General features: G+C 67.4%; 22 protein-coding genes. 7 read left to right on the forward strand and 15 right to left on the reverse strand.

Annotated features, from left to right (window positions below; genetic code table 11):
* Window positions 1-6: 6 nt before the first annotated feature.
* The 5 genes from AC1RB9_RS25255 to AC1RB9_RS25275 form a co-directional block, all read right to left on the reverse strand.
* The gene (locus tag AC1RB9_RS25255) at window positions 7-216 is read right to left on the reverse strand and encodes a hypothetical protein (protein WP_003104324.1); all 210 of its coding nucleotides are present in this window, start codon (window positions 214-216) and stop codon (window positions 7-9) included.
* A gap of 50 nt (window positions 217-266) precedes the next feature.
* Window positions 267-1043 carry a hypothetical protein gene (locus tag AC1RB9_RS25260; protein WP_003457236.1) on the reverse strand — a complete coding sequence of 259 codons (777 nt, stop codon included), beginning with the start codon at window positions 1041-1043 and terminating at the stop codon, window positions 267-269.
* 97 nt (window positions 1044-1140) lie between these two features.
* Window positions 1141-3852: a magnesium-translocating P-type ATPase gene (gene mgtA, locus AC1RB9_RS25265; RefSeq protein ID WP_003095335.1), complete on the reverse strand. Its 2712-nt coding sequence runs from the start codon at window positions 3850-3852 to the stop codon at window positions 1141-1143.
* A 226-nt stretch (window positions 3853-4078) separates the two neighbouring features.
* On the reverse strand, window positions 4079-4297 hold the full coding sequence (locus AC1RB9_RS25270; RefSeq protein ID WP_003095337.1) for a hypothetical protein: 219 nt from the start codon (window positions 4295-4297) through the stop codon (window positions 4079-4081).
* A gap of 329 nt (window positions 4298-4626) precedes the next feature.
* Window positions 4627-5466, reverse strand: coding sequence for an arylamine N-acetyltransferase family protein (locus AC1RB9_RS25275; protein WP_003095340.1), 840 nt, complete (start codon window positions 5464-5466; stop codon window positions 4627-4629).
* Between the two features lie 124 nt (window positions 5467-5590).
* On the opposite strand from AC1RB9_RS25275, the gene AC1RB9_RS25280 reads away from it, so the two are divergent.
* On the forward strand, window positions 5591-6046 hold the full coding sequence (locus AC1RB9_RS25280; RefSeq protein WP_003104329.1) for a DUF2214 family protein: 456 nt from the start codon (window positions 5591-5593) through the stop codon (window positions 6044-6046).
* A gap of 4 nt (window positions 6047-6050) precedes the next feature.
* Here AC1RB9_RS25280 and lpdA read toward each other — a convergent pair whose 3' ends face one another.
* Window positions 6051-7454: a dihydrolipoyl dehydrogenase gene (lpdA, locus tag AC1RB9_RS25285; protein WP_003095344.1), complete on the reverse strand. Its 1404-nt coding sequence runs from the start codon at window positions 7452-7454 to the stop codon at window positions 6051-6053.
* A gap of 172 nt (window positions 7455-7626) precedes the next feature.
* Between lpdA and AC1RB9_RS25290 the strand changes: the two genes are divergently transcribed.
* Window positions 7627-8166, forward strand: coding sequence for a PaaI family thioesterase (locus tag AC1RB9_RS25290; RefSeq protein ID WP_003095346.1), 540 nt, complete (start codon window positions 7627-7629; stop codon window positions 8164-8166).
* Window positions 8167-8220: 54 nt separating this feature from the next.
* The gene (locus tag AC1RB9_RS25295) at window positions 8221-8781 is read left to right on the forward strand and encodes a TetR/AcrR family transcriptional regulator (protein ID WP_003112334.1); all 561 of its coding nucleotides are present in this window, start codon (window positions 8221-8223) and stop codon (window positions 8779-8781) included.
* 4 nt (window positions 8782-8785) lie between these two features.
* Here AC1RB9_RS25295 and AC1RB9_RS25300 read toward each other — a convergent pair whose 3' ends face one another.
* Entirely contained in the window at window positions 8786-9583 is a 798-nt protein-coding gene (locus AC1RB9_RS25300; protein WP_003457242.1) for an SDR family NAD(P)-dependent oxidoreductase, read from the reverse strand.
* Window positions 9584-9813: 230 nt separating this feature from the next.
* Here AC1RB9_RS25300 and trhA point away from each other — a divergent pair, with 230 nt between their 5' ends.
* Entirely contained in the window at window positions 9814-10431 is a 618-nt protein-coding gene (gene trhA, locus AC1RB9_RS25305; RefSeq protein ID WP_003095352.1) for a PAQR family membrane homeostasis protein TrhA, read from the forward strand.
* Between the two features lie 44 nt (window positions 10432-10475).
* On the opposite strand, the gene cntI is transcribed toward trhA, so the two are convergent.
* The 4 genes from cntI to cntO are packed head-to-tail and all read right to left on the reverse strand — an operon-like array spanning window position 10476 to window position 15557.
* A complete protein-coding gene (gene cntI, locus AC1RB9_RS25310; protein ID WP_003104336.1) occupies window positions 10476-11330 on the reverse strand; it encodes a pseudopaline transport inner membrane protein CntI in 855 nt (284 codons plus the stop codon).
* Window positions 11312-12613 (reverse strand): pseudopaline biosynthesis dehydrogenase CntM, encoded by a 1302-nt coding sequence (cntM, locus tag AC1RB9_RS25315; RefSeq protein WP_003457246.1) that lies wholly within the window; start codon window positions 12611-12613, stop codon window positions 11312-11314. Before cntM ends, cntI begins: the two co-directional genes overlap by 19 nt.
* Window positions 12610-13401 carry a pseudopaline biosynthesis protein CntL gene (cntL, locus tag AC1RB9_RS25320; protein WP_003457249.1) on the reverse strand — a complete coding sequence of 264 codons (792 nt, stop codon included), beginning with the start codon at window positions 13399-13401 and terminating at the stop codon, window positions 12610-12612. Before cntL ends, cntM begins: the two co-directional genes overlap by 4 nt.
* Before the next feature lie 29 nt (window positions 13402-13430).
* Window positions 13431-15557, reverse strand: a complete 2127-nt coding sequence (gene cntO / locus AC1RB9_RS25325) for a pseudopaline transport outer membrane protein CntO (protein ID WP_023084607.1) — start codon at window positions 15555-15557, stop codon at window positions 13431-13433.
* Window positions 15558-15698: 141 nt separating this feature from the next.
* On the opposite strand from cntO, the gene AC1RB9_RS25330 reads away from it, so the two are divergent.
* Complete coding sequence (locus tag AC1RB9_RS25330; RefSeq protein WP_003457255.1) at window positions 15699-16853, forward strand: acetyltransferase domain-containing protein; 1155 nt, start codon at window positions 15699-15701, stop codon at window positions 16851-16853.
* Between the two features lie 242 nt (window positions 16854-17095).
* On the opposite strand, the gene speA is transcribed toward AC1RB9_RS25330, so the two are convergent.
* The 4 genes from speA to AC1RB9_RS25350 all read right to left on the reverse strand — a co-directional run bounded on the left by speA (window position 17096) and on the right by AC1RB9_RS25350 (window position 21442).
* A complete protein-coding gene (gene speA / locus AC1RB9_RS25335; RefSeq protein WP_003095365.1) occupies window positions 17096-19006 on the reverse strand; it encodes an arginine decarboxylase in 1911 nt (636 codons plus the stop codon).
* Window positions 19007-19256: 250 nt separating this feature from the next.
* On the reverse strand, window positions 19257-19628 hold the full coding sequence (locus AC1RB9_RS25340; RefSeq protein ID WP_003106225.1) for a translation initiation factor Sui1: 372 nt from the start codon (window positions 19626-19628) through the stop codon (window positions 19257-19259).
* Window positions 19629-19831: 203 nt separating this feature from the next.
* Window positions 19832-20368, reverse strand: a complete 537-nt coding sequence (locus AC1RB9_RS25345) for an NUDIX hydrolase (protein ID WP_003095369.1) — start codon at window positions 20366-20368, stop codon at window positions 19832-19834.
* A gap of 3 nt (window positions 20369-20371) precedes the next feature.
* Window positions 20372-21442, reverse strand: a complete 1071-nt coding sequence (locus AC1RB9_RS25350) for a DUF2333 family protein (RefSeq protein WP_003095371.1) — start codon at window positions 21440-21442, stop codon at window positions 20372-20374.
* A 352-nt stretch (window positions 21443-21794) separates the two neighbouring features.
* Between AC1RB9_RS25350 and gcbA the strand changes: the two genes are divergently transcribed.
* Together gcbA and ctpL are read left to right on the forward strand one after the other, a co-directional pair.
* Entirely contained in the window at window positions 21795-23423 is a 1629-nt protein-coding gene (gcbA, locus tag AC1RB9_RS25355) for a diguanylate cyclase GcbA (protein WP_003106227.1), read from the forward strand.
* 77 nt (window positions 23424-23500) lie between these two features.
* The gene (ctpL, locus tag AC1RB9_RS25360) at window positions 23501-25474 is read left to right on the forward strand and encodes a methyl-accepting chemotaxis protein CtpL (protein ID WP_003457259.1); all 1974 of its coding nucleotides are present in this window, start codon (window positions 23501-23503) and stop codon (window positions 25472-25474) included.
* The last annotated feature ends 87 nt before the right edge of the window (window positions 25475-25561 follow it).

Genomic DNA, 25561 nt, shown 5'->3' on the forward strand with positions numbered 1-25561 from the left:
ACGGGCTCATTGACCCATGGCCAGCCTGAGCGATGCACGGTTGAGCGCGCTCGAGCAGTCCAGCAGGTATTTCACTTCGACCTGGCTCAGGCGGCCGCTGGCGTATGCGCGCACGCTGACCACCATCAGCAGGTGCGCGGCCTTTGCCAGCAGCCGTGCTGCCAGGCCACAGAGCGCGCGGCGAGACGCGCCCAGGCATTTGCGTACGACGTTCATGGCTGCTTCCTCGGTGGAGGAGCGCGCCGCAGCGCGGCACGCCCTTGGGCTCAGAAACGCAAGGTCGCTCCCGAGACCAGCCATCGCTCGCGCTCGCCGCGCAGGTGGCCGCCGACCAGCAGATCGAGGTCCAGCCGTTCGCCCAGGTGCAGCCGCGGTCCGGCCTGCCAGCCGCTGTCGCCGGCCGACTCGCCGAAGCGTTCGGCGATCAGGGTCAACGGCTGGCCAACGCGGTATTCCATGCCCATGCCCCAGTTCCAGCGATGCCGGCGCTCGCCCTCGGCGTAGGCATGCCCCAGGCCGACCCCGGCGTTCAGGCGCAGGGCCTCGAACGGCTGGTAGCTCAGCGGCAGGTTGAAGCCGGCGCCTTCGAAGGCGTGCCGGCGGTCCAGGTAGAGATCCGCCGAGAGCGCGAAGGCCAACGCCAGGCCGAGGTCGTCGCGGGCCAGCAGCGGTGTCTTCAGCTCGGGGCTGAGGCGGCTGTGCCGATCGCCTGCGTCGCCCTCGCGCACCAGCGCCGCGCCGAGCTGCACCGATGGTAGGGCGGAGAAGGTGCAGGCTGGCGACAGCACCGACTGGTAGCGGTTGCCGTGGTGGCGTTCGCGCTGGTGCCAGGCGTCCAGGTTGCATTCGCCGACGGGGTCGATCTCGCTGTCGTCGACCCGGTAGGCGCCGCCCGCGGCGCGAGCCTCGGACAGCAGCGCCAGCAGCAGGACGCAGGCTAGCGCGGCGGCGACGAAGCCCAGGCGCCAGGACAGGGCGCGTCGCAGCGCGGCCGGCAGCGGTTGGAAAAGGGGCGCCCGCGGGCGCCGGTCGTGCAGGGTCATGATGCGTCTCTCCATGCGTGGGTCCGGTGTGCGTTGCGCGGCGCGGCGAGGCTTGCCGACGCGCCGGGAAAGGCCGGGACGAAGCCCGGCCGATCGCTCAGAACCACTGGCCGAAGCGGCGGATGTAGAGGGTCTTCATGGTCTGCGCGGTGACGCAGTAGCAGAGCAGCGTGCCCACCAGCCAGGGGAAGTACTCCCACGGCAGCGGCTGCAGGCCGACCATCGCCCCCAGCGGCGAGAACGGCACGTAGATGCCCAGCGCCATCACCAGCCCGGTCATCAGCATCACCGGCAGCGCCGCGGTGCTCTGGATGAAGGGAATCTTCTGGGTACGCAGCATGTGCACCACCAGGGTCTGCGAGAGCAGGCCCTCGATGAACCAGCCGGACTGGAACAACGACTGCATTTCCGGGCTGTTGGCGGCGAACACGAACCACATCAGCGCGTAGGTGGTGATGTCGAAGATCGACGAGGTCGGGCCGATCCAGACCATGAAGCGACCGATGTTCTTCGAGTCCCACTTGCGCGGCTTGGCGAGGAACTCCTTGTCCATCTTGTCCCACGGCAGCGACAGCTGGGAGATGTCGTACATCAGGTTCTGCAGCAGCAGGTGGATCGCCAGCATCGGCAGGAAGGGGATGAAGGCGCTGGCCACCAGTACCGAGAACACGTTGCCGAAGTTGGAGCTGGCAGTCATGTTCAGGTACTTCATGATGTTGCCGAAGGTCTCGCGGCCCTTGATAACGCCCTCCTCCAGGACCATCAGGCTTTTTTCCAGGAGGATGATGTCGGCCGATTCCTTGGCGATGTCGGTGCCGCTGTCCACCGAGATGCCGACATCGGCATCTCGCAGCGCGGGGGCGTCGTTGATGCCGTCGCCGAGGAAGCCAACGGTGTGTCCGTTGCCCTGCAGGGCCTTGAGCACTCGCGACTTCTGCAGCGGCGTCAGCTTGGCGAACACCGTGCGCTCCTCGGCCAGGCGTTGCAGGGTGGCATCGTCCATCAGGTCGATGTCGCGACCGAGCAGCGGCTCGCCGACGTCCAGGCCGACCTCGCGGCAGATCTTCGCGCTGACCACCGGGTTGTCGCCGGTGAGCACCTTCACCGCCACGCCGTTCTCGCGCAACGCGGCGATGGCCGGGCCGGCGGTTTCCTTCGGTGGATCGAGGAAGGTCAGCAGGCCGGCGATCACCAGGTCGCGCTCGTCGCTGGCGCCGTACTGGGCCTGGGACTCCGTGCGCGAGAGGCTGCGGGTGCCGAGCAGGAGCACGCGGAAGCCGTCGCGGTTGTATTGCTCGGCCAGCGCCAGCAGGGCCCGGCGGCGTTCCTCGTCGAGCGGCAGGTCGACACCGTCCTGGTGCACGCGGGTGGCGATCTCGAGCATTTCCTCGACCGCGCCCTTGCACACCAGCAGGTGTTCGCCGTCCTTGCCCTCGAGGATCACCGAGAGACGCCGACGGACGAAATCGAAGGGCAGTTCGTCGACCTTGCGCCAGGCATCCGACGGCGTGATGCGCGGGTTCTGTTCGACGAAGGCGACCACCGCGCGGTCCATCAGGTTCTTCATCCCGGACTGGTGGAAGCTGTTCAGCCAGGCCATTTGCAGGACCCGGTCGCAGCGCCGGCCGGCAACGTCGACGTGATGCTCGAGGATGATCCGGTCCTGGGTCAGGGTGCCGGTCTTGTCGGTGCAGAGCACGTCCATGGCGCCGAAGTTCTGGATCGCGTTGAGGCGCTTGACCACCACCTTGCGCCGCGACATCGCCACCGCGCCCTTGGCCAGGTTGGCGCTGACGATCATCGGCAGCATTTCCGGGGTCAGGCCGACCGCCACGGCGAGAGCGAACATGAACGCCTCGGTCCAGTCGCCCTTGGTGAAACCGTTGATCAGCAGCACGATCGGCACCATCACCAGCATGAAGCGGATCAGCAGCCAACTGACGCTGTTCACCCCACGGTCGAAGGCGGTCTGCGCCCGCGAACCGACGATGGAACGGGCCAGCGAACCGAAATAGGTGCGCGCACCGGTGGCAACCACCACCGCGGTGGCCGTGCCGCTGACCACGTTGGTGCCCATGAAGCAGATGTTCGGCAGTTCGAGCAGGTCCTGCTGGTCGGCGGCGATCCGCTTGGCGGACTTCTCGCGGACCGCGCCGAGGGTGTCGTATTTCTCCACCGGCAGCGCCTCGCCGGTGAGTACGGCCTGGCTGATGAACAGGTCGCGCGATTCGATCAGGCGGATGTCGGCGGGGATCATGTCGCCGGCGGACAGGCGCACGATGTCGCCGACCACCAGTTCGCCCATGGGGATTTCCCGCAGCTCGCCGCGCATCCCGCGCTCGTCGCGGCGCAGCACGGTGGCGGTGTTCCGCACCATGGCCTTGAGCGCCTCGGCGGCCTTGCCCGAACGGTATTCCTGCCAGAAGCGCATCAGGCCGCTGACCAGGACCATGCAGAGGACGATGATGACGCCGGTGAGATCGGTTTCCTCACCGTCCTGCAGGGGCAGCCAGAAGTCGGTGAAGAAGCTGATCGCAGAGAGCGTCATCAGCACGTAGATGAAGGGGTTGTTGAACGCCTGCAGCAATTGCACCAGGACGTGTGGCGGACGGTCGTGGGCCACTTCGTTGGGGCCGTCGGCGTGCAGCCGGGCGGCGGCCTCGGCCTGGTCGAGGCCATCCTGGCGACCGCGGACGTTGGTGAGGGTGGTTTCCAGGCTGTTCTGCGCTTCGCGGGCGGCGCGCATGGACAGTCGGTCGTTGCGGCGCTCGGTATCGAGCTGGGTATTGCGTTGGGTCGCTACGCTCATGACTCGGTCTCCTGTCGCGAGCTGCGCGACGGCGACACGAGTCGGTTGCCGGTCAGGTGACAGGCAAAGGCGTGCCGGGTCGCGATGTTCGCGATCGGTGGGAAGAATGTTCGGCTTGTCCGGGTGAGGCCCACTGCGCGCGGCCGCTCAGGCGGCACGCAGCAGGCCGACTTGGTGGTTCGTCCATGGCAGGCTCCTTGTGCGAAGGGTTGGGCAGGAGAAAGCGTCAGCCGCGCATCGGGCGGCGACCGCTCTCAGGGTTCTCTTCGACCTGCGTCTCCAGGCGGCGATACTCCAGGCGACCGCCGGCCGGGTCGACACGCCAGGCGAGGCTCGCAGGATGGCCGTGGCCGGGAAGGATCGCGCCGGGGGACTGCGCGGCGCGCACGCGCATCTTCGCCACGAAGGCGGATACGCCGGGGGATACCGAATTCTCGAAGTTCATGACTCACCTGTACCCGGCGTGCCGGACACGGGTGAGAAGCAGTGGGTCAGCCCAGGATGCCGCTCAACCGACCGACCCGTTGCGGGTTCCGTCGTGCGTTGGTTTGGGTCATCGCACCAGCCGGCATCTGCTGGGCCGGGCGACGACTACTGGGAATACTGTCCATGGCTCTCTTCGTAGGGGGAAAGAAAGTGCCCGGCTCTGCGGGCGGGGGTTTTATAGACCTCTTGCCAGACGAGGTCAACCGAAAAAGCCGTTTCGTTCAGGCTTCTATGGAACATCGGAAAATTCCCGCAGGAGTCCGGCGAAAAGACACCGGCCAAAAGCGCTCAGGCGGAGATCAGTCCCGCCAGCCGTCGCGCCAGCGCCGGCACTTCGGAGGCCGGGTCGAGGCGCAGGCGAAAACGGGTCTGCAGGATGTCCAGCAGTTCCTCGACGTCGCGCAGTTGGCGCTGCAGCGTCTCGCCGTTGCCGGCGCGCTGGCCGAACAGCCCGTCGGCCAGGGTCAGGCGCAGGTCGCCCTCGGTTATGGCGGCCTTCAGGCCCTGGCGGAACACGCTGTGCGGGTGGGTCGAGGTGTACCAGTTGCGCGGGATGTAATCGATCCACAACTGCGGGCGCAGGTCGAAGCGGTACAGCGGCAGCCAGCCGCTGCGACCGCGCACGGCGCTTTCGTAGAGACCGGCGTGCGGGTCGACCAGGCGCACGCAATGCACCTGTCCGGCGTCCGCCTCGTCGCCCGGCAAAGGCAGTGCTCGCGGCGGATTGGCCGAGCCGAAGCCGACATCCACCAGGAACTCGCCCTCCGCCAGGTACAGACGCAGCATCAGATGCGATTGTTGGGTCAGCGGCGCGTCCTCCGGGAGTCCCCAGCGTACCCGTGCCACCAGCAGTTCCAGCTCGTAGCCGAGGGCCAGCAGCAGGCGGGCGAACAGCGAGTTGAGTTCGAAGCAATAACCACCGCGGCTGCCCTCGACGACCTTGGCGAAAACCTTGTCGGCGTCGATCTCGATGGGACGGTCGAGCAGCACGTCGAGGTTCTCGAAGGCGACCCGGCGCAGATGCGCGTCGATCAGTCGGTCGAGACTCGCCAGACTCGGCGGACCGGGATCGTCGATGCCGATATGGTGCAGGTAGGCATGGGTCTGCTCGGGCGTCAGCGGGGTCATGGCGGGCTCCGGAAAATGGCCAGCTCGATTCTAGACGCATTCTCGGGGAATACCGGAAGCGCCGTCAGGCACATTGGCCCGGGGTCTGCTTGACTGTGCCCATCCCACCCCGAGGAGCGCCGCCATGGCCCAGGCAATCGTCGCCTACCTGCACTACCTGTCGATCTTCCTGCTGTTCGCCCTGCTGGTGTTGCAGCACCGCCTGCTGCGCCTGCCGCTGGACCTGGAGCGCGCCCGCAGCCTGGCGGCGATCGACCGCGGCTACGGCCTCTGCGCCCTGGCGGTACTGGCCAGCGGGCTGGCGCGGGTGCTGTGGTACGGCAAGGGCGTCGACTATTACCTGCACAATGGTCTGTTCCACGCCAAGGTCGGGCTATTCGTCCTCGCGGCCCTGGTCTCGCTGTTGCCGACCGTTACCTTCCTTGGCTGGCGCGGCGCCCTCAAGGCCGGCGAAGTGCCGGCGGTGACGCCGGCCCGGGGCCGGCGGGTGGTCCTGGCGGTGCGCCTGCAACTGCTCCTGCTGCTGGTCATTCCGTTGCTGGCTACGCTGATGGCGCGCGGCTTCGGCATGCGCGGCTGAGCCCTCAGTTCTGCATGGCCCGGCCATGCACGTCCATCGCCGCCTGGCGCAGCGCCTCGGAGCGAGTCGGATGCGGATGGCAGGTCAGCGCGAGGTCCTCCGCCGAAGCGCTGAACTCCATGGCCACGCAGGCTTCGCCGATCATCTCGCTGACGCCCGGCCCGATCATGTGCACGCCGAGCACCTGGTCGCTGCGGGCATCGGAGAGGATCTTGATGAAGCCTTCGCTCTCGTGGTTGATCTTCGCCCGGCTGTTGGCGCTGAACGGGAAGCGTCCGACCTTGTACTCGCGCCTCGCCGCCTGCAGCTGCTCCTCGCCGAGGCCGACGCTGGCCACTTCCGGCTGGGTGTAGATGACCGACGGAATCACCTCGGCGTTCATCTCCGCCGCATGCCCGGCGATCCGCTCGATGCAGACGATCGCCTCTTCCTCGGCCTTGTGCGCCAGCATCGGTCCCGAGGTCACGTCGCCGATCACCCAGACGCCCGGCGCCGCGCTGCGCTGTCCCTGATTCTCCAGCATGCCGCGACGATCGCTGGCCAGGCCGACCGTCTCCAGCCCCAGTCCTTCGGTATAGGGGCGCCGGCCGATGGCCACCAGCACGTAGTCCGCCTGCAGCGATTCCGTAGCGCCGCCGGCGGCCGGTTGCAGGTCGAGTTCGACGCCCTGCTCGCCACTGCGCGCGGCGACCACGCGGGTGCCGAGGCGAAACCGCATGCCCTGGCGGGTCAGGGCGCGCTGCAGGGTCCTTGCGGTTTCCCCATCCAGCCCCGGGCAGATCCGCTCGAGGTACTCCAGCACCGTGACCTGTGCGCCCAGCCGGCGCCAGACCGAACCAAGCTCCAGGCCGATCACGCCGGCGCCGATCACCACCAGGTGGCGAGGCACTTCGACCAACTCCAGGGCGCCGGTGGAGTCGAGGATGCGCTGGTTGTCCACAGGCACGCCGGGCAGCGGCGCCGGTTCCGAACCGGTGGCGATAACGATGTCGCGCGCCTCCAGTTGCGCGTGGCCGCCGTCGGCAAGGGCCACGCCGACCCGGCCCTCGCCTTGCAAGCGCGCCCAGCCCTTGATCCACTGCACCTTGTGCTTGCGGAAGAGGAATTCGACGCCACGGGTCAGGGCGGCGACGCTCTCGTCCTTCTGCTTCATCATCTGCGCCAGGTCCAGTTCCGGGCTGACCCGGATGCCGAGCCGGGCGAACTCGCCGCCGCTCGCCGCGGCGTATAGCTCCGAGGCGTGCAACAGGGCCTTGGACGGCATGCAGCCGACGTTCAGGCAAGTCCCGCCGAGGGTTTCGCGACCCTCCACGCAGGCCACCTTCAGGCCCAGCTGGCCGGCGCGAATGGCAGCGTTGTAGCCCCCCGGACCGGCGCCGATCACGATCACGTCATAGCTTTCCATCATCCTGCTCCTCGGTTGTCCCGCCACGGCCCCCTCAGCGTAGGCGACGCCGGCGCAAATAGAGGAAACGCCGCGTAGAGGGACCGAAAGCGATTGTATTTCGCTCGTCATGCAAAGCTTATATGATGACCGTAATTTTCCTGCAACCCTTTCCCACCACGACAGGAGCACTACCATGGAACAGCCCGGCCGCGAAGATCGCCTGAACGCCTGGATCGCCACCGAGCGGGCCGCCCGCGCCCGCCTCGGCGCCAGCGGAACCCTGGAGCTGGCGCAAGTCGCCGCGCTCTCCCCGCAGGAGTTCTTCGACCGCATCGGCAGCGGCCAACTGCCCTGTCCGCCCTACGGCGAACTGGTCGACTTCGTTCCCATCGAGTGGTCCGAAGGGCGCTTCCTGTTCCAGGGCACCCCGGACCGCCGCCACTACAATCCGCTGGGTAGCGTGCACGGCGGCTACGCCGCGTCGCTGCTGGACTCCTGCATGGGCTGCGCGATCCATACCCGGCTCCAGGCCGGCCAGGGCTATACCACCACCGACCTGCGGATCAGCTACCTGCGCGCGCTGACCGACAAGGTCGGCCCGGTGCGCGCCGAAGGCCGGGTGGTGCACCTCGGCCGCTCGACGGCGGTCGCCGAGGGCCGGTTGTACGATGTCGACGACCGTCTCTACGCCGTCGGCTCGACCACCTGCCTGGTCCTGCACATGGCCGGATGAACGCGGCTTCGCCAGGCGTTAAGATGACGACCTGCATTCCAAGGTATCGAAGCCATGCGTTATCCCGAAGACCACAAGCAGAAGACCCGCCGGCGTATCGTCGAGGAGGCTGCCCGGCTGTTCCGCCAGGACGGCGTCGGCGCCACCGGGCTGCAACCGCTGATGAAGGCCCTGGGCCTGACCCATGGAGGCTTCTACGCGCACTTCAAGTCCAAGGACGACCTGGTGGAAACCGCGTTGCGGCATGCCGCGGCGCAACTCGACGAAATCACCGCGCCCCTGGCGGAGGCGGAACGACCGCTGGCGCTGCTGATAGAGCAGTACCTGTCGCCGCGTCACCGCGATAACCCCGGCGCCGGCTGCCCGTTGCCGACCCTGTCGGCGGAACTCGGCCAGCGCGGCACGCCGAGCCCGACCACCGACAGCATCGTGCGCAAGCGCCTGGCGATGATCGAAGCGGCCCTGGAGGGCGAGGACGCAGGCGAGCGCGCCGTGCTGCTGCTCGCTTCGCTGGTCGGCGCGCTGCAACTGTCGCGCAGCGTGCAGGATGAGGCGCTGTCGCAACGGATACTGGAAGCGACGCGCAAGAAGCTGCTGGAGCAGATGGAGCGCTAGGGCCTCAGCCGAGGTAGCGCTCGGCCGGCCGCTGCCGCGACAGATTGGGCGCGAGCCTGGCCCGCGCCGTCATCAGCGCCTGCCAATCGGCCGCATCCGGCAACGACGGGATGGTCACCGCTTCACGCCGATCGAAACCGACCAGCGCTGCCTCCACCAGATCCTCGACCTCCATCACCATCTCCGCGGGAATCCCGGCGATTCCGGCGCCGCTGCGCTCCCAGATCTCGGTACGGGTGACGCCGGGCAGCACCGCCTGGACGTAAACGCCGCTGCCGGCCAGCTCGTGCTGCAGCGACTGGCTCAGGCTCAGCACGTAGGCCTTGGTCGCGCTATAGACGGCATTGAACAACTCCGGCGCCAGCGCCACCACCGAACCAAGGTTGACGATGGCGCCGCCGCCACGCCGGCGGAACCCCTCCGCCGCGCCGGCAGCCAGGCGGGTCAGGGCCACTACGTTGAGGGCGATCATCCGCTCCGCCCGGTCCATGTCGGCATCGGTCAGCGGACCGTTCATCGCCACGCCGGCGTTGTTCACCAGCAACGCGATCGAGGCGTCGTCGCGCAACCGTCGCTCGACCCGCAACCTATCGTCGCGCTCGGACAGGTCGGCGCGCAGGATCTCCACCCTGACCCCGTGGGCTTGGCGAAGTCGATCCGCCAGGGCTTCCAGGCGTTGCCGGTCGCGCGCCACCAGCAACAGGTCGTGGCCACGGCGGGCCAAGTGCTCGGCGTAGGTCGCGCCGATTCCGGAAGAGGCGCCGGTGACCAGGGCGACGCCATTGCCAATCTGTTCGTTCATGTGGGTTCTCGCTGGAAAAAAGCCTGACCGCTGACAGCGGCTGTTTATATTACACAATTAATATTATGACCATAATTAAAACCGTCAAGCCTTTATCCGTTCCAACGAGCAGGGAGGGATGAGGAAAACCTTCATGCAACCGTCACGGAAAACGCCAATAAAAGGTCAGGACCCACACCACCCCGACATGCCCTACCATGGCGTTGTCCATCGCGGGAGGATCATGCGTCATGTATCACGGTGAAAGACTCAATGCCTGGACCCACCTGATCGGTGCGGTCGCCGCCTGTACCGGCGCCGTCTGGCTGACGGTCCAGGCGAGCCTCAACGGCAGTCCGTGGAAGATCGTCGGGGTCGGCGTCTACGGCGTCACCCTGACGCTGCTCTACAGCATCTCGACCGCCTACCACAGCGTGCGCGGGCGAGCGAAGGTGGTGATGCGCAAGCTCGACCACCTGTCCATCTACCTGCTGATCGCCGGCAGCTACACGCCTTTCTGCCTGGTCACGCTGCGCGGTCCCTGGGGCTGGACGCTGTTCGGCATCGTCTGGGGCCTGGCGGTACTCGGCATGCTCCAGGAGATCAAGCCACGCTCCGAGGCGCGAGTGCTGTCGGTGGTGATCTACGCGGTGATGGGCTGGATCGTGCTGATCGCGGTGAAACCGCTGCTCGCCGCCCTCGGCAGCGCCGGCTTCACCTGGCTGGCGGCCGGCGGCGTGCTCTATACCGTAGGGATCGTCTTCTATGCCTATGACCACCGCTTCCGCCACTGGCATGGCATCTGGCACCTGTTCGTGATCGCCGGCAGCCTCCTCCACTTCGTGGCGATCTGGCGCTACGTACTCTAGGCGCGGTCCGGCGCGAAGCAGCGGGAGCTGGTCGCGCCGGAGGCTCAGCCCTTCTTCGTCCGCGACAGCGCGATGCACGCCACCACGATCAGCACGCCGCCGGCGATGGTCAGTGCGTCCGGCACCTCGCTCCAGAACAGCCAGCCCCAGCCGGCGTTGAAGACGATGCCGATATAGCGGGTCACCGCAACGATGGTCGCGCTCTCGTGACTGAAGGCGCGGGTTAGGAACACCTGGCCGAGTAGCGATACGACCCCGATGGCCAGCAGCAGCCCCCACTCGCGCAGCGTCGCCGGCACCACGAAGTCGTTCCACATCAGCGGGATGGCCACCAGGGTGGCCACCGCCAGGAAGTAGAAGACGATCTCGTAGGTATGGTGCCGCGCGCTCAGTTGGCGGATCGCCACCGAGGCACCGGCGGCGAACACCGCACTGAGCAAGCCGACAACGGCGTATACCGAGTAGCTGGAATAGCTGAACGGCTTGACGATCATCAGCGCGCCGAGCACCACCACCAGCAACAGCCAATAGACCGCCCGGGGAATCCGCTCGCCGAGGAACAGCGCGGAGAAGAGGATGACGAAGAACGGCGACATGTGCGCCAGGATGCTCGCGTCCGCCAGCGGGATATGGGCGATGGCGTAGAAATAGCAGACCAGGTACAGCGCCCCCATCACCCCGCGCACCAGCAGCATCGGCACGCCCTGGCGCGACAGGGCGACACCGGCCTGGCGCATCAGCAGATAGATCAGCAGGGTACCGATGGCGCTGCGGAAGAACACGATCTCGGCAGCCGGCAGGGTGGCGCTGGCTTCCTTGACCAGGGCGTTCATCACGCTGAAGGTGAAGGACGCCAGCACCGCCAGCAGCACCCCGCTCTTCAGCAGGTCGAGCACCATTGGCGATAGATGGCGTCCGCCTCCGGACGGCTGTCGATCGGATACAGGCTTGGATGGCACTGGCTCGCTCCTTGGCAATCGATGAATCGGGACACGGCGTTCTCGTAGCTCGCCAACAGGCTGCGCGCCTGCGGCATGGCCAGGTCGAAGTGGGCGGCCAGCGCGACGATCAGCGCCAGCTTGCGATAGTCCTCCAGCGGCACCCGCGGGAGCCGCCAGAGTCCGTCTTCGTCGCGACTGGCGCGGCGGAACGGCACGGCGGAAAAGTCGAAGTGGCGACCCTGCTCGTCGGCCGGAGAGAACGGATCGACCAGCAACGCCGCGTAGCGCACGAACAGCAGGTATTCCTGGCGCTCGGCGCCGGCCTCGGCGAAGCCGTCGATGGCCGCGCGCGGCAGCATCGTCTCGTGCACCGGGTAGTTGTCGTCGTTGAGGAACCGCAGCAGGTTCAACGGCTCGGCGCCCATCCGCCGCAACAGTTCGCTCAGCTCGCACCACAGCCGCCGCATGGCGCCGATGGCCCCGGGGGTGATAGGTCCCTCCGGGTAGAGCTTGTACATGAAACCGGGTGGCCCCTGCTCGGAAAGTATCCGGGCGAGGGCGAACTCGCCGAGAAAGAACGGACTGTGCACGTAGGTGGTGACGTTGCGGCCCTCCGCCGCTTCCGGCGTCGCCAGGGGTACCACCTCCACCCCGCTGCCGGCCAGGACTCGCCGCCAGGTCTCCCGCGCCGGGCAGTCCGGCCGGCTGGAACCCAGGTAGACCCTGCGCTTGACCGCCTTGGTCAGGGCCCGCAGCGGTTGTGTCTCGTCGATCACCTTGGTCGCCGCGTAGTAGCTGGACAGGCTCAGCACGGTCGCCTGGCACCCCGCCGGCAGGGCGCTGCGCACCAGCAGGTTGGCGCCGATGAAGGCGGACACCAGCAGCAGCGTGCGCACCCCGCCGAGTCGCTCCCAGGGCAACCCGCGGACCACGTCCAGGTAACTGTCGGCCGGCACGCAGAGCACCAGGGTCTGCCAATCGTCGCGAAGCTCAGCGGGGTCCTGGTGGAAGACGTCCAGCGCGGCGTTGCCGGACAGCCAGCGATGCTGCCCCTGCCCTTCCAGTTGCAGGCAGGCGCCGCGCGCCAGGGCCTCGGCGATCCGCTGGCTGCGCCGGCCGGGATGGTTCAGCGCGCCGAGGCGACCGGCACCGTGGCGGCGCAGGTCCAGCGCGACCTGGATCGCCACCGCGCCCAGACCGACCAGCAGGACGTTGCCCAGGCTCTCATCAGCGGCGTTCATCGACCGGCCTTCTCCAGGATCAGGGTGTCGTACAGCGGCTGGCTGACCCGCTCCGCGCAAACCCGCCAGCCCTCCAGTTCGGCCGGCTCAACCGGGTAGTTGAACAGTCCCTTGATACCGCTGCCGTGACGCAGCAGGACCTTGGCGTCGGCGCGCATGACCTGGCGGATCTGCGCCAGTACCGCGCTTTTCTGCTGCACCAGCGAAGCGATCAGGAAATGCGTGGCATCGCGGGAAAACGCCAGTTCCGCCGGCGGCAGCGAGGAAAACTGCATGCGCGCCTCCAGCCCCTGGCAGCGGGCGATCTCGCGGGCATAGCCCAGGGCCTCCTCGTCGATGTCCAGGCAGCACAAATGTGCGCCGACCTCCCGCGCCAGCACCAGGGCCGAGGTCGGCAGGGCACCGGAGCCGACGAACAGGACCCGTGCATCGGCATCTATCCCGGCGCTGTCGAGTTCGCCGCGGATGGATTCCAGCAGGCTACCCAGGTAGCGGCCCATCTCGCCGGGTTCATGCAGCACGCCCTGGCAAAGGTGCTTCTCCAGTTCGCAGAGGGCCTGCACCGCCGCGTCGCGCAGGCGCAGGCCGAGCGCCTGCAACGCAGGATCGTCCGAATCGGCCTGCCACTGCGCCCGGCTGCAATCCTCCCCGATCAGTCCGCTCAGACGGTCGAGCTTGCGCCTGAGGATCTCGTAGCAGTCGCAACACTCGCGGGCATAGACGGTGAGCAGGCGAATCTCGCATTCCAGTTCGCGGAGGGTTTCCAGCAGCGGTGTGCGTCCTTGCATGGCATGGCTTCCTGGCGGCGGTAGAGGGCTCAGTAGTTCAGGGTCAGGCTCATGGTCAGGTTGCGCGGCTCGCCGGGGGCGACCCAGACGTTGTTATAGGAACGCTCGTAGTAGCGACGATCGAAGAGGTTGTTGACGTTCACCCCGAGGGTGGCATTGCTCGCCAGCGGATAGTGCGCGAGCAGGTCGACGGTGGTGTAGGCCGGCAGTTCGAAGCCGCTGTCGCTGCTGTCGCCGACGCGCTCGCCGACATAGTTGACCGCCGCGCCGGCATCGGCGCCGTGCAGCCAGCCTTCGCGGAACTCGTAGACGCCCATCAGGCTGCCGCTGTGCTTCGGCACGTTGAGCAGGCGGCTGCCGCGAGCGACGTTCTCATCCTTGGTCACTTCGGCGTCGATATAGGCGTAGGCGCCGATCAGCCGCAACTGCTCGGTGAGCTGGCCGCTGAACTGCAGGTCGAAGCCCTGGCTGCGCGCCTCGCCGGCGGTCTGCTGGTAACCGGGATTGCTCGGGTCGGCGGTGAGCACGTTCTTCTTTTTCAGGTGGAACGCGGCGAGGGTCATGCCCAGCCGGCCATCGAGCAGGTCGAGCTTCACCCCCGCCTCGTAGCCGCGCCCCTCCTCCGGGTCGAAGGCCTTGCCGGCCATGTCGGTACCGCCATTGGGCTTGAAGGATTTCGAGGCGTTGGCGAACAGGCCGACCTCCGGGGTCGCCTGGTACAGCACGCCGATGCGCGGGGTGGCGGCACGCTGGGTCTGCTGCGAGCTGGTGTCGCGGAAGCGGCCATTGTTCAGGCGCGTGGCGTTCATGTCCTGGCGGTAGCGGTCGAAGCGCACGCCGAGCAGGCCGCGCCATTTCTCGCTGAACTCGATCTGGTCCTGCAGGTTGAGGGCCATCGCGTCGACTTCCTCGTGGTTGCGGTCGTCGCGTCCGAAGGGTGGTTTCGGCTGGCCGTAGACCGGCCGGCGGATGTCGATGGCATAGGGGTTGCGCGACGGGATGCTACGCAGGATCAGTTCGTCGTTGTGGTAGCGCTCGTACTCGAGGCCCATCAGCAACTGGTGGCGGATCGAGCCGGTATGGAGGTCGCCGAGCAGGTCGAGCTGGGTGATGCTGTCGTGCCACTCGAAGTCGCGGTAGCGGTACTCCCGGCGCAGGCTGTAGCCGTCGGCGGCGAGGCTGGAGTTCTCCGAGGCGTAGCCGTCCAGGTGGCCATGCTTGTAGTGGCTGGCCAGGCGCAGGCTCCACTGCTCGTTGAAGTGATGGCGCAGGGTGGCCTGGAGGGTTTCGTTGTTGTTGTCGATCTTGCCGTCGTCCGGTTCGCCGAAGAACCGCGAGCGCGGCAGGCTGCCCAGGTGGTTGTGCGGCGCCACGGTGCCGCGGTCGAAGACCTGGCGGTTGCGCACCACCTCGGCTTCCACCAGCAACGAGGTGTCCGGGTCCAGTTGCCAGCTGAACGATGGCGCCACCAGCAGGCGCTGGCCGTCGGCGTAGTCGCGGAAGCCCTTGCTGTCCTCCACCGCCAGGTTCATCCGGTAGAGCAGGTCGCCCTCTTCGTCCAGCGGCGTGTTCAGGTCCAGGGTCGAGCGGTAGCGGTCCCAACTGCCGGCGCTGGCATGCAGGCGGGCGAAGCGCTCGGCCTGGGGCTTCTTGGTCACCAGGTTCACCGTGCCGCCGGGATCGCCGCGCCCGTAAAGGCTGGAGGCCGGTCCCTTGAGGATTTCCACGCGCTCGATGGTGGCGCTGTCCGGGGCGTTCATATAGCCGCGGTTGGCGCTGAAGCCGTCGCGGTAGAACTCCGAAGTGGTGAAGCCACGGACGTTGTACTCGAACATCGTCAGGCCGCCGAAGTTGTTCTGCCGCGAGACCCCGCCGGCGAAGTCCAGCGCCCGTTCGATACGAGCGCTGTCAAGGTCGTCGAGCACCTGGCGCGGCACCACGCTGATGGCTTGCGGGATGTCCTCGATACGGGTGTCGGTGCGCGTCGCGCTGGCCGTCCGATTGGCCCGGTAGCCCTGCACCGGGCCCTCCGCGCGCTCCGCTTCGGCGGTGACAGTGAGGACCTCAAGCTCTGCGGGACTTTCCGTTTCCGCCCAGAGCGCCGGACTGCTGCAACCGAGGCCGACACCGAGGACAAGCGACACACTGACTCTCATGGGAAATCGCACCAGAAAAGAAATGATATACTATAACGCTACCAGTTCGATTCCGGCCTCGCAATACAATGCCCGGCTCTATCTCGCGTCTCGCCGCCAGGCTGTGATACTCATCCCTCTTTTCCGACGACCAGCCCAGCCATGCCCAACTCCATCTCCAATTCCTCCCGCCTGCACAGCATCGACGCCCTGCGCGGCCTGGTGATGCTGTTCATGCTGCTCGACCATGTCCGCGAGACCTTTTTCCTGCACCGCCAGGTCGGCGACCCGATGGACGTCGCCAGCACCGAGCCGGCGCTGTTCCTCAGCCGCACCCTGGCGCACCTGTGCGCGCCGGTGTTCGTCTTCCTCACCGGCCTGTCGGCATTCCTCTACGGCGAGAAGCACCAGGGACGCCGGGCGGTCTCGGCGTTCCTGTTCAAGCGCGGGTTGTTCCTGGTGGCGCTGGAACTGACCCTGGTGAACTTCGCCTGGACCTTCCAGTTGCCGCCGACGGTGATCTATCTCCAGGTGATCTGGGCGATCGGCCTGAGCATGCTCGCCCTGGCCGCCCTGTTCTGGTTGCCGCGCCCTCTGCTCGCGGCGCTCGGCGTGCTGCTGGTGGCCGGCCACAACCTGCTCGATCCGCTGCATTTCACTCCCGGCTCGGCCTGGCACCTGCCGTGGGCGGTGCTCCACGATCGCGGCTGGATCGAAGCGGGCGACGCCCTGCGCCTGCGCACCTCCTACCCCCTGCTGCCGTGGATCGGTGTGATCGCCCTGGGCTATGCCGCAGGCAACTGGTTCAGCGGCGCCACGCCGGCGACCACGCGCCGACGCTACCTCCTGGCGGGCGGTGGCGGGCTGCTGCTCGGCTTCATCCTGCTGCGCCTGCTCAACGGCTATGGCGAGAAACCCTGGGCCTTCGGCGAGACGCCGGCGATCACCCTGATGGGCTTCTTCAACGTCACCAAGTATCCGCCGTCGCTGCTGTTCCTCGCCCTCACCCTGGGAATCGGCCTGCTGCTCCTGGCCTGGTTCGAACGCCTGGACTGGAACGGTCGCGGCAAGGCCCTGGTGGCGTTCGGCGGAGCGCCGATGTTCTTCTACCTGCTGCATCTCTACCTACTGAAGCTGCTGTACCTGCTGGCGCTGGCGATCTGGGGCGCCAACCGGGGCGACTACTTCGGTTTCTCCTCGGTGCCGGCGCTATGGCTGTGCAGCATCCTGCTGGCCGTGACGCTGTACCCGGCGGTGCACTGGTTCGCCGGTTTCAAGGCGCGGCGGCGGGATATCGCCTGGTTGAAATACTTCTGAGGCGCGGAGCATCCAGGAGCCGCTGGAAACGTCCGGCCCTTCCCCCCCACGGGTAGGACGAATGCTGCGAAGCGTTATCCGCCGGACACAGCAGGCAACCACGCCGACGTCCACCGCCGGCAGGGAAGTAGAAATGAAGGGTTGCGCGGAACTCCCAGACAACGGAAACGAAACGGCCGGCGGGCGCCTCGCGCCCGCCGGCCATTGCCTGGTTCGCTTCCCGTCGCCGACGGGCTAGCCAGTCAGGACAGGTACGCCGAGCGGGTCAGCCCCAGGCGCAGCGCATCCAGGTACTGGTTGCGCTCGCGGGCGGTGAGCTTGGCCCCGGCGACCTTGTCGCGGTAGAGGGTCATCAGTTCCTCCGGCGACAGGTGCACGTAGCGCAGCATGTCCTCGATGGTGTCGTGGGTCTCGATGCCGGCGTGATAGATGCCGCCGTCTGCGCGCTGGTAGACGTTCACCGAGTCGGTGTCGCCGAACAGGTTGTGCATGTCGCCGAGGATCTCCTGGTAGGCGCCGACCAGGAATACCCCGATCAGGTAGTCCTCGCCCTCCTTCACCTCGTGCACCGGCAGGCTGGTCTCGATGCTCTGCTCGTCGACGTACTGGGTGATCTTGCCGTCGGAGTCGCAGGTCAGGTCCTGCAGTACCGCGCGCCGATCCGGCTCCTCGCCCAGGCGGTGCAGCGGCAGGATCGGCAGCACCTGGCCGATGGCCCAGGTATCCGGCAGGCTCTGGAACACCGAGAAGTTGCAGATGTACTTGTCGGCGAGCTTGTCGTTGAGTTCGTCGAGGACCTGCCGGTGGGAGCGCTGGCGGGCCTTGAGCTGGTTGTGCAGGCGCCGGCAGATAGCGAAGTAGCACTGCTCGGCGAGGGCTTTCTGCGCCAGGCTGATCTTGCCGTCGGCATACTGCGCGGCGGCGTCGCCGATGTAGTGGGTGGCGCGCCAGTAGGTCTCGGTGACCATCTCGGCATCGGTCGGGCCGAGCAGTTCGGCCAGCCAGCGGACGATCTCCGGCTGCTCGTCGAGATCGACGATCTTCGGCACGTCGTCGTTGTGCCGCTCGACGTCGGTGACCTGGGTGATCAGCACCGCATGGTGCGCGGTCAGCGCCCGGCCGCTCTCCGAGAAGATGTGCGGATGCGGCAGGCCCTGGGCGTCGCAGAACTCCTTGAGCATGCCGACCACCACGCCGGCATAGTCATCGATGTCGTAGTTGATCGAGCTGGCGTTGCGCGAATGGGTGCCGTCGTAGTCGACGCCGAGGCCGCCGCCAACGTCGATGTGATCCACCGGCAGGCCGAGCGCGCGCAGCTCGCCGTAGTAGCGGATGGCTTCCTTGAAGCCGTGCTGGTAGTCGGCCAGGTTGGCGATCTGCGAGCCCATGTGGAAATGCAGCAGGCGCACGCCCTGGTCGAGACCGGCCTGGCGGAAGCGCTCGACCACCGACAGCAGCTGGGCGGCGGAAAGGCCGAACTTGGCCTTCTCGCCACCGGTGTCTGCCCACTTCGACGAAGCCAGCGAGGATAGCCGCACGCGCAGGCCGACCTGGGGCTGCACGCCGACGTTGGCGGCCTCCTCGATCACCAGCTGCACCTCGGATTCCTTCTCGATCACGATGAACACGTTGTGCCCGAGCTTCTGTCCCATCAGCGCCAGCTTGATGAACTCGCGGTCCTTGTAGCCGTTGCAGACGATGGTGCCGCCCTTCGGGGCCAGCGCCAGCACCGCCATGAGTTCCGGCTTGGAGCCTGCCTCCAGGCCGATGGAGACGTTCTCGGTGGCGATGATGTTCTCCACCACCGCTTCCTGCTGGTTGACCTTGATCGGATACAGCGCGGTATAGCGGCTCTGGTATTCGAGGCGCTCGATGTTCGCGTCGAAGGCGCCGGTGAGCTTGCGCACGCGGTCCTGCAGGATATCCGGGAAGCGCACCAGCAGCGGCAGGCTCAGGCCCGCCTCGCGCAACTGGCCGACCAGCTCGTAGAGATCGATGGGCGTCGAGTCGGCGCCCTGCGGACGCACTTCGACATTGCCGCCATCGTTGATGGCGAAATAACCCGCACCCCAGTGGCGGATGCCGTATACGCCGCGGCTGTCGGCCACGGTCCAGTTGCTGCCATCGTCTTTGCGAGTCCGTCGAGCGGCCATGCGCGGTGATCTCCTCAATGTTCGGGGTCGGGCGGGCGCCGGGATCTCCGGATGGCCCTGGGCCGGCACGCCTGTGGTGGAGGCTAGCCGGAGGATGTGACGTTGCCGTGTTGACCGCCACACTGGGCGGTAGTTTAGGAAAGCCGAGGAAATCCGCTCATGCGGGTATCCGCAGTCTCCCATCTAGGGAAAGGGCTGGTGCGGCCTTCGCGGTGCCGGACCTGCCCGCTCTCTGCAGGGGAGAACGCGGTCAGCCGCCGGACTTCTTCGCCTTGAAACCGCGCTTGAGGAGTTCGTCGATCAGCAGTTCGACATGCTCGCCCTGGATCTCCACCACGCCGTCCTTGAGACTGCCGCCGGTGCCGCAGCGCCGCTTCAGCGCGCTGGCCAGCTCCTTGAGCGCATCGCCGGCGAGCGGCAGGCCACTGATGGTGGTCACCGTCTTGCCGCCGCGGCCCTTGGTCTCGCGGCGCACGCGCGCGATCCCGTCGCCGACAGGCGCTACGGCCTGCCCGCAGATGCAGGCGTCTTTGGGTTGCTGGCAGTCCGGGCAATGCCGGCCGCCATCCGTGGAATACACCAGCCCGCCGAGGGCGGACAGGGACGAAGCTTTTTTGACCACCGGGCGTTTCCCCCAGAATGGCCTCGACGGGCCAGGTCAACAACGATGGCCGGCGGGAGCCGACCGCGACGCCCCACTCAGGCAGGGGCTGCGCAGGGGCGGCATGGGGACCGCCCGAAAAGGTCGCGCAATTTAGCAGCATTGCGAGCAAATGCTAAGAGCGAAAATGCGCCATTGATCGGTGAAATGGCGACATCCGCGGCTCAGGCATCCAGGTACAGGCGCAACGCCTGCAGGGAATCGGGGCAGTACGGCAGGCTGCGAGCCTCTTCCAGCGCCAGTTCGGGACGGATGAAGCGGGCTTCGGAGATTTCCTCCGCCTGCAGACGCAAGGGCGCATCGGAGACGGCGGAAAACACCGCGCACCAAAGCCGGTTGCCCGGTTCGTCGAAGAAGAAGCGGCCATGTTCGCGCAGGACCGCGTCGCGAATTCCCAGCTCTTCCTCCAGTTCGCGGGCGGCGGAGTCGGCGTAGGGCTCGCCGGCCTGGACCATGCCGCCGGCGGCGAGGTCCCAGTACCCCGGATAGACCGCCTTGCTCAGGGTCCGGCGCTGCACGCACAGCTCGCCGGCGGAGTTGAACAGCAGGATGAAGGTGCCGCGACCGATCAGCCCGCGCTCGCGCAGCTCCGCGCGCGGCAGGCTACCGAGCGGGCGGTCCTGCTCGTCGACCCAGGCGATGAGTTCGGCGTCGGAGGCGGCCCGGTGGGCCACCTCTTCGGCGCTGATCGGCGCGGCCATGGGTCAGCCCTGGGAAAGCAGCTGGCGCAGGTCGATCACCGCGGCGTTGGCGCGGGAAATGTAGTTGGCCATCACCAGCGAGTGGTTGGCCAGGATGCCGTAGCCGCTGCCGTTCAGCACCATCGGGCTCCACAACGGCTCCTGCGCGGCCTCCAGTTCGCGGATGATCTGCCGCACGCTGACCGTGGCGTTCTTCTTCGCCAGCACGTCGGCGAAGTCGACCTCGATGGCGCGCAGCAGGTGCGACAGCGCCCAGGCCTGGCCCCGGGCCTCGTAGAAGACGTTGTCGATCTGCAGCCAGGGGGTTTCCTGGACCACTTCCTCGACCTTGGGCGCCTCGCCCGGCTGTACTTCTTCGGGGTTCTTGATGTTGGTGTTCAGCTTGACCCGGCCGACGCTCGCCGACAGGCGCTGGGACAGCGAGCCCAGGCGGGTGGCGACGTCGCCCAGCCAGTTGTTCAGGTTGTCGGCGCGGGCATAGAACTGCGCGTTGGGCTGGTTCGGGTCGGACAGGCGGGCCAGGTAGCGGTCCAGCGACTTGATGCCTTCCTGGTACTCCGACTCGGACGCCGGCAGCGCCCAGCTCTTGTTGTCGAAGTTGAAGCGCGGCTCGGCGCGAGCCAGGTCGGCGTCCTCGGTGGACTGCGACTGCGAACGGGCGAAGTCCTTGCGCAGCGCCCGGCTGATGTCACGCACCTGGACCAGCACGCCATACTCCCAGCTGGGCATGTTGTCCATCCAGATGCCCGGCGGGAAGATGTCGTTGGAGATGTAGCCGCCCGGCTTGGTCAGCAGGGTGTCGACCACTTCCTTGAGGGTCTCCACCGTGGTGTAGCCGGTGACCATCTGCCGCCCGGCGCGCTCGGCGGCGGCCTGGGCGTCCTGCTGCACGGGGAACAGGTCGGGTTCCTGGCTCCAGTACCAGCCGACCAGCATCGCCACCAGCAGGTAGACGCCCAGCAGGCCTCCCACCACGCGCACCAGCCAGGGGCCGCCGAAGTAGGTACGCACATCATCCACGGAATTGTCCACGCGATCGCGCATGGTCCCACGACGCTTCTTCCAGTCCAGCATGGCAAGGGTCCTTAAAACAGCTCGATAGATGGGGGATTGGACCATGGCGAACGCGTTCCGTGCCAAGCGCCAACCCTTCCAGGACGCCGAAAACCTCGGCATCGTCGGCTTTCAGCGTAGTGGAAGCCGGTTTTGTGCCGGAATGCTCAGTGAGAATTTTCCGAAACAGGCATAAGCATGCCGTAGTCCGTCGCACAAAGGCACCCACCAACAGGTGGGGATGACATTTGGAAAAGAAAAGGCTCCTCTCGTCAGCCGCCCAACGGCCGCTGGCTTTCATGGCGATAGGTGATAGCATAGAGCCATCATTCGCAGCGACGCTCTGCCGCGAAGACCACGAAAGAAGCGCGTCATGATGACCGAGCACGATGACCCGACCCTGGACCGCCTGAAGCACCACTTCGCCCAGCGAGTGATCAACCAGGCGCGCCAGGTTCTGGAGGTCTGGCAACGCCTGACCCGCGCGGAGTGGAACAGCGACGGCATGGAAGAACTGGCCGACGCCACCCTGCGCCTGCAGCGCTACGCCGAACGCTTCGAGCAAGCCGAGCATGCCCAGTTGGCCGGTGCCATCGACCGTACCCTGGACGTCGTCGAGGCCAACCGCGGCCGGCTTTCCAGCGAGTCGATCAGCGAACTCAACCAGTTGATGCAGCGCCTGTCGCGCACCGGCCTGCGGCATGGCGACCAGCTCGAGCACACCGTCCTGCCGCCATTGCGCAAACCGGTCTACCTGGCACTGAAGGACCGCGAACGCGCCGAGCGCCTGGCCCAGCAACTGGAGTTCTTCGGTCTGCAGGCGCTGAGCTGCGAGACCGCCGACGCCTTCCGCGCCAGCATGCGCGAACGCTACCCGGCGGCGATCGTCATGGAAGTCGACTTCGCCGGCCCCGACATGGGCCTGCGACTGGCCAGCGAGGCCCAGGCCGGCCTCGAACACAAGCTGCCGGTGCTGTTCTTCAGCGACAGCGAGACCGACACCCCGACCCGCCTGGCCGCAGCCCGCGCCGGCGGCCAGGAATTCTTCACCGGCACCCTGGACGCCTCCAGCGTGCTGGAAAAGATCGAGACCCTCAGCCGCCTGAGCTTCTACGAGCCCTACCGGGTACTGATCGTCGACGACTCCCGGGCCCAGGCGCTGCACACCGAGATGGTCCTCAACAGCGCCGGGATCATCACCCGCGCACTCACCGAGCCACTGTCGGTGATGGCCGAGCTGAGCGACTTCCAGCCCGACCTGATCATCCTCGACATGTACATGCCCGAGTGCCTGGGCACCGAATTGGCCAAGGTGATCCGCCAGCACGAGCGCCACGTCAGCGTGCCGATCATCTACCTGTCCGCCGAGGACGACCTGGACAAGCAACTGGACGCCATGAGCGAAGGCGGCGACGACTTCCTCACCAAGCCGATCCGCCCGCGCCACCTGATCGCCACCGTGCGCACCCGCGCCAGCCGCGCGCGCAGCCTGAAGGCGCGGATGGTGCGCGACAGCCTGACCGGCCTGTACAACCACACCCATACCCTGCAACTGCTCGAGGATGCCCGCCTGCGCGCGCGTCGCGATGGCCGTCCGCTGAGCTTCGCGATGCTCGACATCGACCACTTCAAGCAGGTCAACGACCGTTTCGGCCACCCCATGGGCGACCGGGTGATCAAGGGCCTGGCGCTGTTTCTCAAGCAGCGCCTGCGCAAGACCGACCACATCGGCCGCTATGGCGGCGAGGAGTTCGCCGTGGTCCTTCCGGACACCGATCTGGACGCCGCGCGCCTGGTGCTCGACGAGATTCGCCAGCGCTTCGCCGAGATCCACTACCCGGCGCAACCGACCGACCTGCGCTGCACCTTCAGTTGCGGCATCGCCGAGCTGACCCCGGACCTCGATATCAAGAGCATGGCCAAGCAGGCCGACGAAGCGCTGTACCGGGCCAAGCACGGCGGACGCAACCGGATCGAGGTATATCGTCCCGACGCCCGGTAATGGCTCTTTGTCATCACCTGGTAACCAAACGGAAATAACCTGCGGTCTCGCCGCTCCGTAGTCGGACGAGACCCGCCATGCGCCTCAAGCAACTCACCAATCTCAACACCCTGCTCCTGCTCACCGTCTGCCTCGCCCTGGGAATCACCCTGTGGTGGTCGCAACGCGCCATGGAGCGCCCGTTCCAGTTGCTCGACCAGTACCTGGAGCTGTCGCAGCGCTTCGACGAACAGGTCGCGCGCAACGTCCGCCAGTACCTCGGCAGCGGCGACGCCGTACGCCAGCAGGCCGCGCTGCAGGCCCTGGAAAGCCTCGCCGAGGCCTTGCCGGAGCTACCGCCGGACCTCGCCCGGACCCTCGCGCCAAGCCTCGCGGAGTTGCGCGAATTCAGCGCCGGCGATCTGCTCGCCGCCGGCAAGCTCGCCGGCGACCCGCAGGGCCTGCTGCTACAGGCCGAGCGCGACCTCGCCGGCAACCTGGAACAATGGTCCGCCTACCTGGATGCCGCGACGGAGCAGCCCCTGGCCGGCGCCTACCGCACCCCGCTGCTGCTCGCCAGCCTGCACCTGACCCGCCTCAGCCTGGCCCGCGCCAAGCTGGTGGAAAGCGCCAACCCGGCCCTGGCCGGCGACGTCGAACGCGAACTGGCCAACCTGCGCGAGCAGGCCGGGCGGATCGAGGCCTTGCCGCTGCTCGGCGTGCTCGACGAGCAACGCTCGGCCAGCGACGACTTCGCCGCCATGATGGGGCTGGCCGGCGACGTCGAGGCTGGCGCCGGCAATGCCGAAGACCGCGGCGTGGCGCTGCGGCGCGAACTCGCCAGCCTGCTGCAACGCTATCCGGACGAGTTGCGCCGCACCCGCGACCTGATCGAGCGTCGCCAGCAACTGTCCGCCGACACCGGCGCCAAACTGGACGCGGTGCGCCAGGCCCTGGCCACCCTGGAGCCGCAGGTGCGCGGCGAGCGCCAGCGCCTGCAAAGCCAGGTACGCCTGATCCAGGGTGGGATGATCGCCCTGATCCTGCTCATCGCCCTCGCCATCGACAGCCTGCAAAGGCGCCTGGCACGGGTCCTCGGGCAACTGGTGCCGGCGCTCTCGGCCTGGGCCGACGGCGACTTCTCACGCCCCATATCCCTGCGTACCCGCACCGAGGACCTGCGCAACCTGGAGGATTCGCTGAACCGCCTGCGCAGCTTCCTCGCCGAGCTGGTCGGCGCGATCCACCGCCGCGCCGAACAGGTCGCCGGCAGCAGCCAGACCCTGGCCGAGGTCAGCAGCGGCCTGCACGCCGGGGTCGAGCGCCAGGCCGGCGATACCGGGCAGATCCGCGACGCCCTCGGCGACATGGAAGCGGCGATCCAGCAGGTCGCCGGAGACGCCAGCCAGACCGCCGACGCCAGTCGCAGCGCAGGCCAGGCAGTGGAGCATGGCCAGCGGGTGATCGGCGAGAGCCTGGGCGGCCTGCGCGAGCTGGTCGACGAGGTGCAGGGCAACGCCCAGTCGATCGAACGCCTGGCCGAGGAGTCGGCGACCATCGGCAGCGTGCTGACGGTGATCCGCTCGATCGCCGAACAGACCAACCTGCTCGCCCTCAATGCCGCCATCGAGGCCGCCCGCGCCGGCGACCAGGGCCGTGGCTTCGCCGTGGTCGCCGAGGAAGTCCGCTCGCTGGCCCAGCGCACCGCCGGCGCCACCGAGGAGATCCAGCAGCTCATCGGCCGCCTGCAACAGGCCGCGCGGCAATCGGTGGAGGCCATGCGCAGCCAGGTCGAGCATGCCGAACGCACCGCCGAACAGGCCGGCGCGGCGGAGGGCGCACTGGACGAAGTGGTCGCCGCGATCCATACCATCGGCGTGATGGCCGAACGCATCGCCGAAGGCTCGACCCAGCAGAGCCAGGCGGTCGGCGAGATTCGCTCGCACAGCGAACGCATCCACGCCCTGGGCGGGGAAAATCTGCGGCTGATCGGCCATAGCCGCGAACAGGGCGAGCAACTGCGGCAACTGGGCGGCGACCTGCGCACCACGGTGCAGGCCTTCCGCCTGTGACCCTGCGGCGACGTGCCGCAAGGCGCCAGGGGAACCGTCTGGCTTCGGACCGGTCGGATACCGCTCAGCGGAACCGGGGCAGGACCT

Source organism: Pseudomonas sp. 20-5 (assembly GCF_056782835.1).

Bases quoted from the DNA above. Each gene is read 5' to 3' on its own strand.
- cntO (WP_023084607.1), bottom strand. From the start codon at position 15,557: ATGAGAGTCAGTGTGTCGCTTGTCCTCGGTGTCGGCCTCGGTTGCAGC.
- AC1RB9_RS25255 (WP_003104324.1), bottom strand. From the start codon at position 216: ATGAACGTCGTACGCAAATGCCTGGGCGCGTCTCGCCGCGCGCTCTGT.
- gcbA (WP_003106227.1), top strand. From the start codon at position 21,795: ATGATGACCGAGCACGATGACCCGACCCTGGACCGCCTGAAGCACCAC.
- cntL (WP_003457249.1), bottom strand. From the start codon at position 13,401: ATGCAAGGACGCACACCGCTGCTGGAAACCCTCCGCGAACTGGAATGC.
- AC1RB9_RS25260 (WP_003457236.1), bottom strand. From the start codon at position 1,043: ATGACCCTGCACGACCGGCGCCCGCGGGCGCCCCTTTTCCAACCGCTG.
- mgtA (WP_003095335.1), bottom strand. From the start codon at position 3,852: ATGAGCGTAGCGACCCAACGCAATACCCAGCTCGATACCGAGCGCCGC.
- AC1RB9_RS25345 (WP_003095369.1), bottom strand. From the start codon at position 20,368: ATGGCCGCGCCGATCAGCGCCGAAGAGGTGGCCCACCGGGCCGCCTCC.
- AC1RB9_RS25300 (WP_003457242.1), bottom strand. From the start codon at position 9,583: ATGAACGAACAGATTGGCAATGGCGTCGCCCTGGTCACCGGCGCCTCT.
- trhA (WP_003095352.1), top strand. From the start codon at position 9,814: ATGTATCACGGTGAAAGACTCAATGCCTGGACCCACCTGATCGGTGCG.
- AC1RB9_RS25290 (WP_003095346.1), top strand. From the start codon at position 7,627: ATGGAACAGCCCGGCCGCGAAGATCGCCTGAACGCCTGGATCGCCACC.
- AC1RB9_RS25330 (WP_003457255.1), top strand. From the start codon at position 15,699: ATGCCCAACTCCATCTCCAATTCCTCCCGCCTGCACAGCATCGACGCC.
- AC1RB9_RS25295 (WP_003112334.1), top strand. From the start codon at position 8,221: ATGCGTTATCCCGAAGACCACAAGCAGAAGACCCGCCGGCGTATCGTC.
- cntM (WP_003457246.1), bottom strand. From the start codon at position 12,613: ATGAACGCCGCTGATGAGAGCCTGGGCAACGTCCTGCTGGTCGGTCTG.
- speA (WP_003095365.1), bottom strand. From the start codon at position 19,006: ATGGCCGCTCGACGGACTCGCAAAGACGATGGCAGCAACTGGACCGTG.
- AC1RB9_RS25350 (WP_003095371.1), bottom strand. From the start codon at position 21,442: ATGCTGGACTGGAAGAAGCGTCGTGGGACCATGCGCGATCGCGTGGAC.
- AC1RB9_RS25275 (WP_003095340.1), bottom strand. From the start codon at position 5,466: ATGACCCCGCTGACGCCCGAGCAGACCCATGCCTACCTGCACCATATC.
- ctpL (WP_003457259.1), top strand. From the start codon at position 23,501: ATGCGCCTCAAGCAACTCACCAATCTCAACACCCTGCTCCTGCTCACC.
- lpdA (WP_003095344.1), bottom strand. From the start codon at position 7,454: ATGATGGAAAGCTATGACGTGATCGTGATCGGCGCCGGTCCGGGGGGC.
- cntI (WP_003104336.1), bottom strand. From the start codon at position 11,330: ATGGTGCTCGACCTGCTGAAGAGCGGGGTGCTGCTGGCGGTGCTGGCG.
- AC1RB9_RS25280 (WP_003104329.1), top strand. From the start codon at position 5,591: ATGGCCCAGGCAATCGTCGCCTACCTGCACTACCTGTCGATCTTCCTG.
- AC1RB9_RS25270 (WP_003095337.1), bottom strand. From the start codon at position 4,297: ATGAACTTCGAGAATTCGGTATCCCCCGGCGTATCCGCCTTCGTGGCG.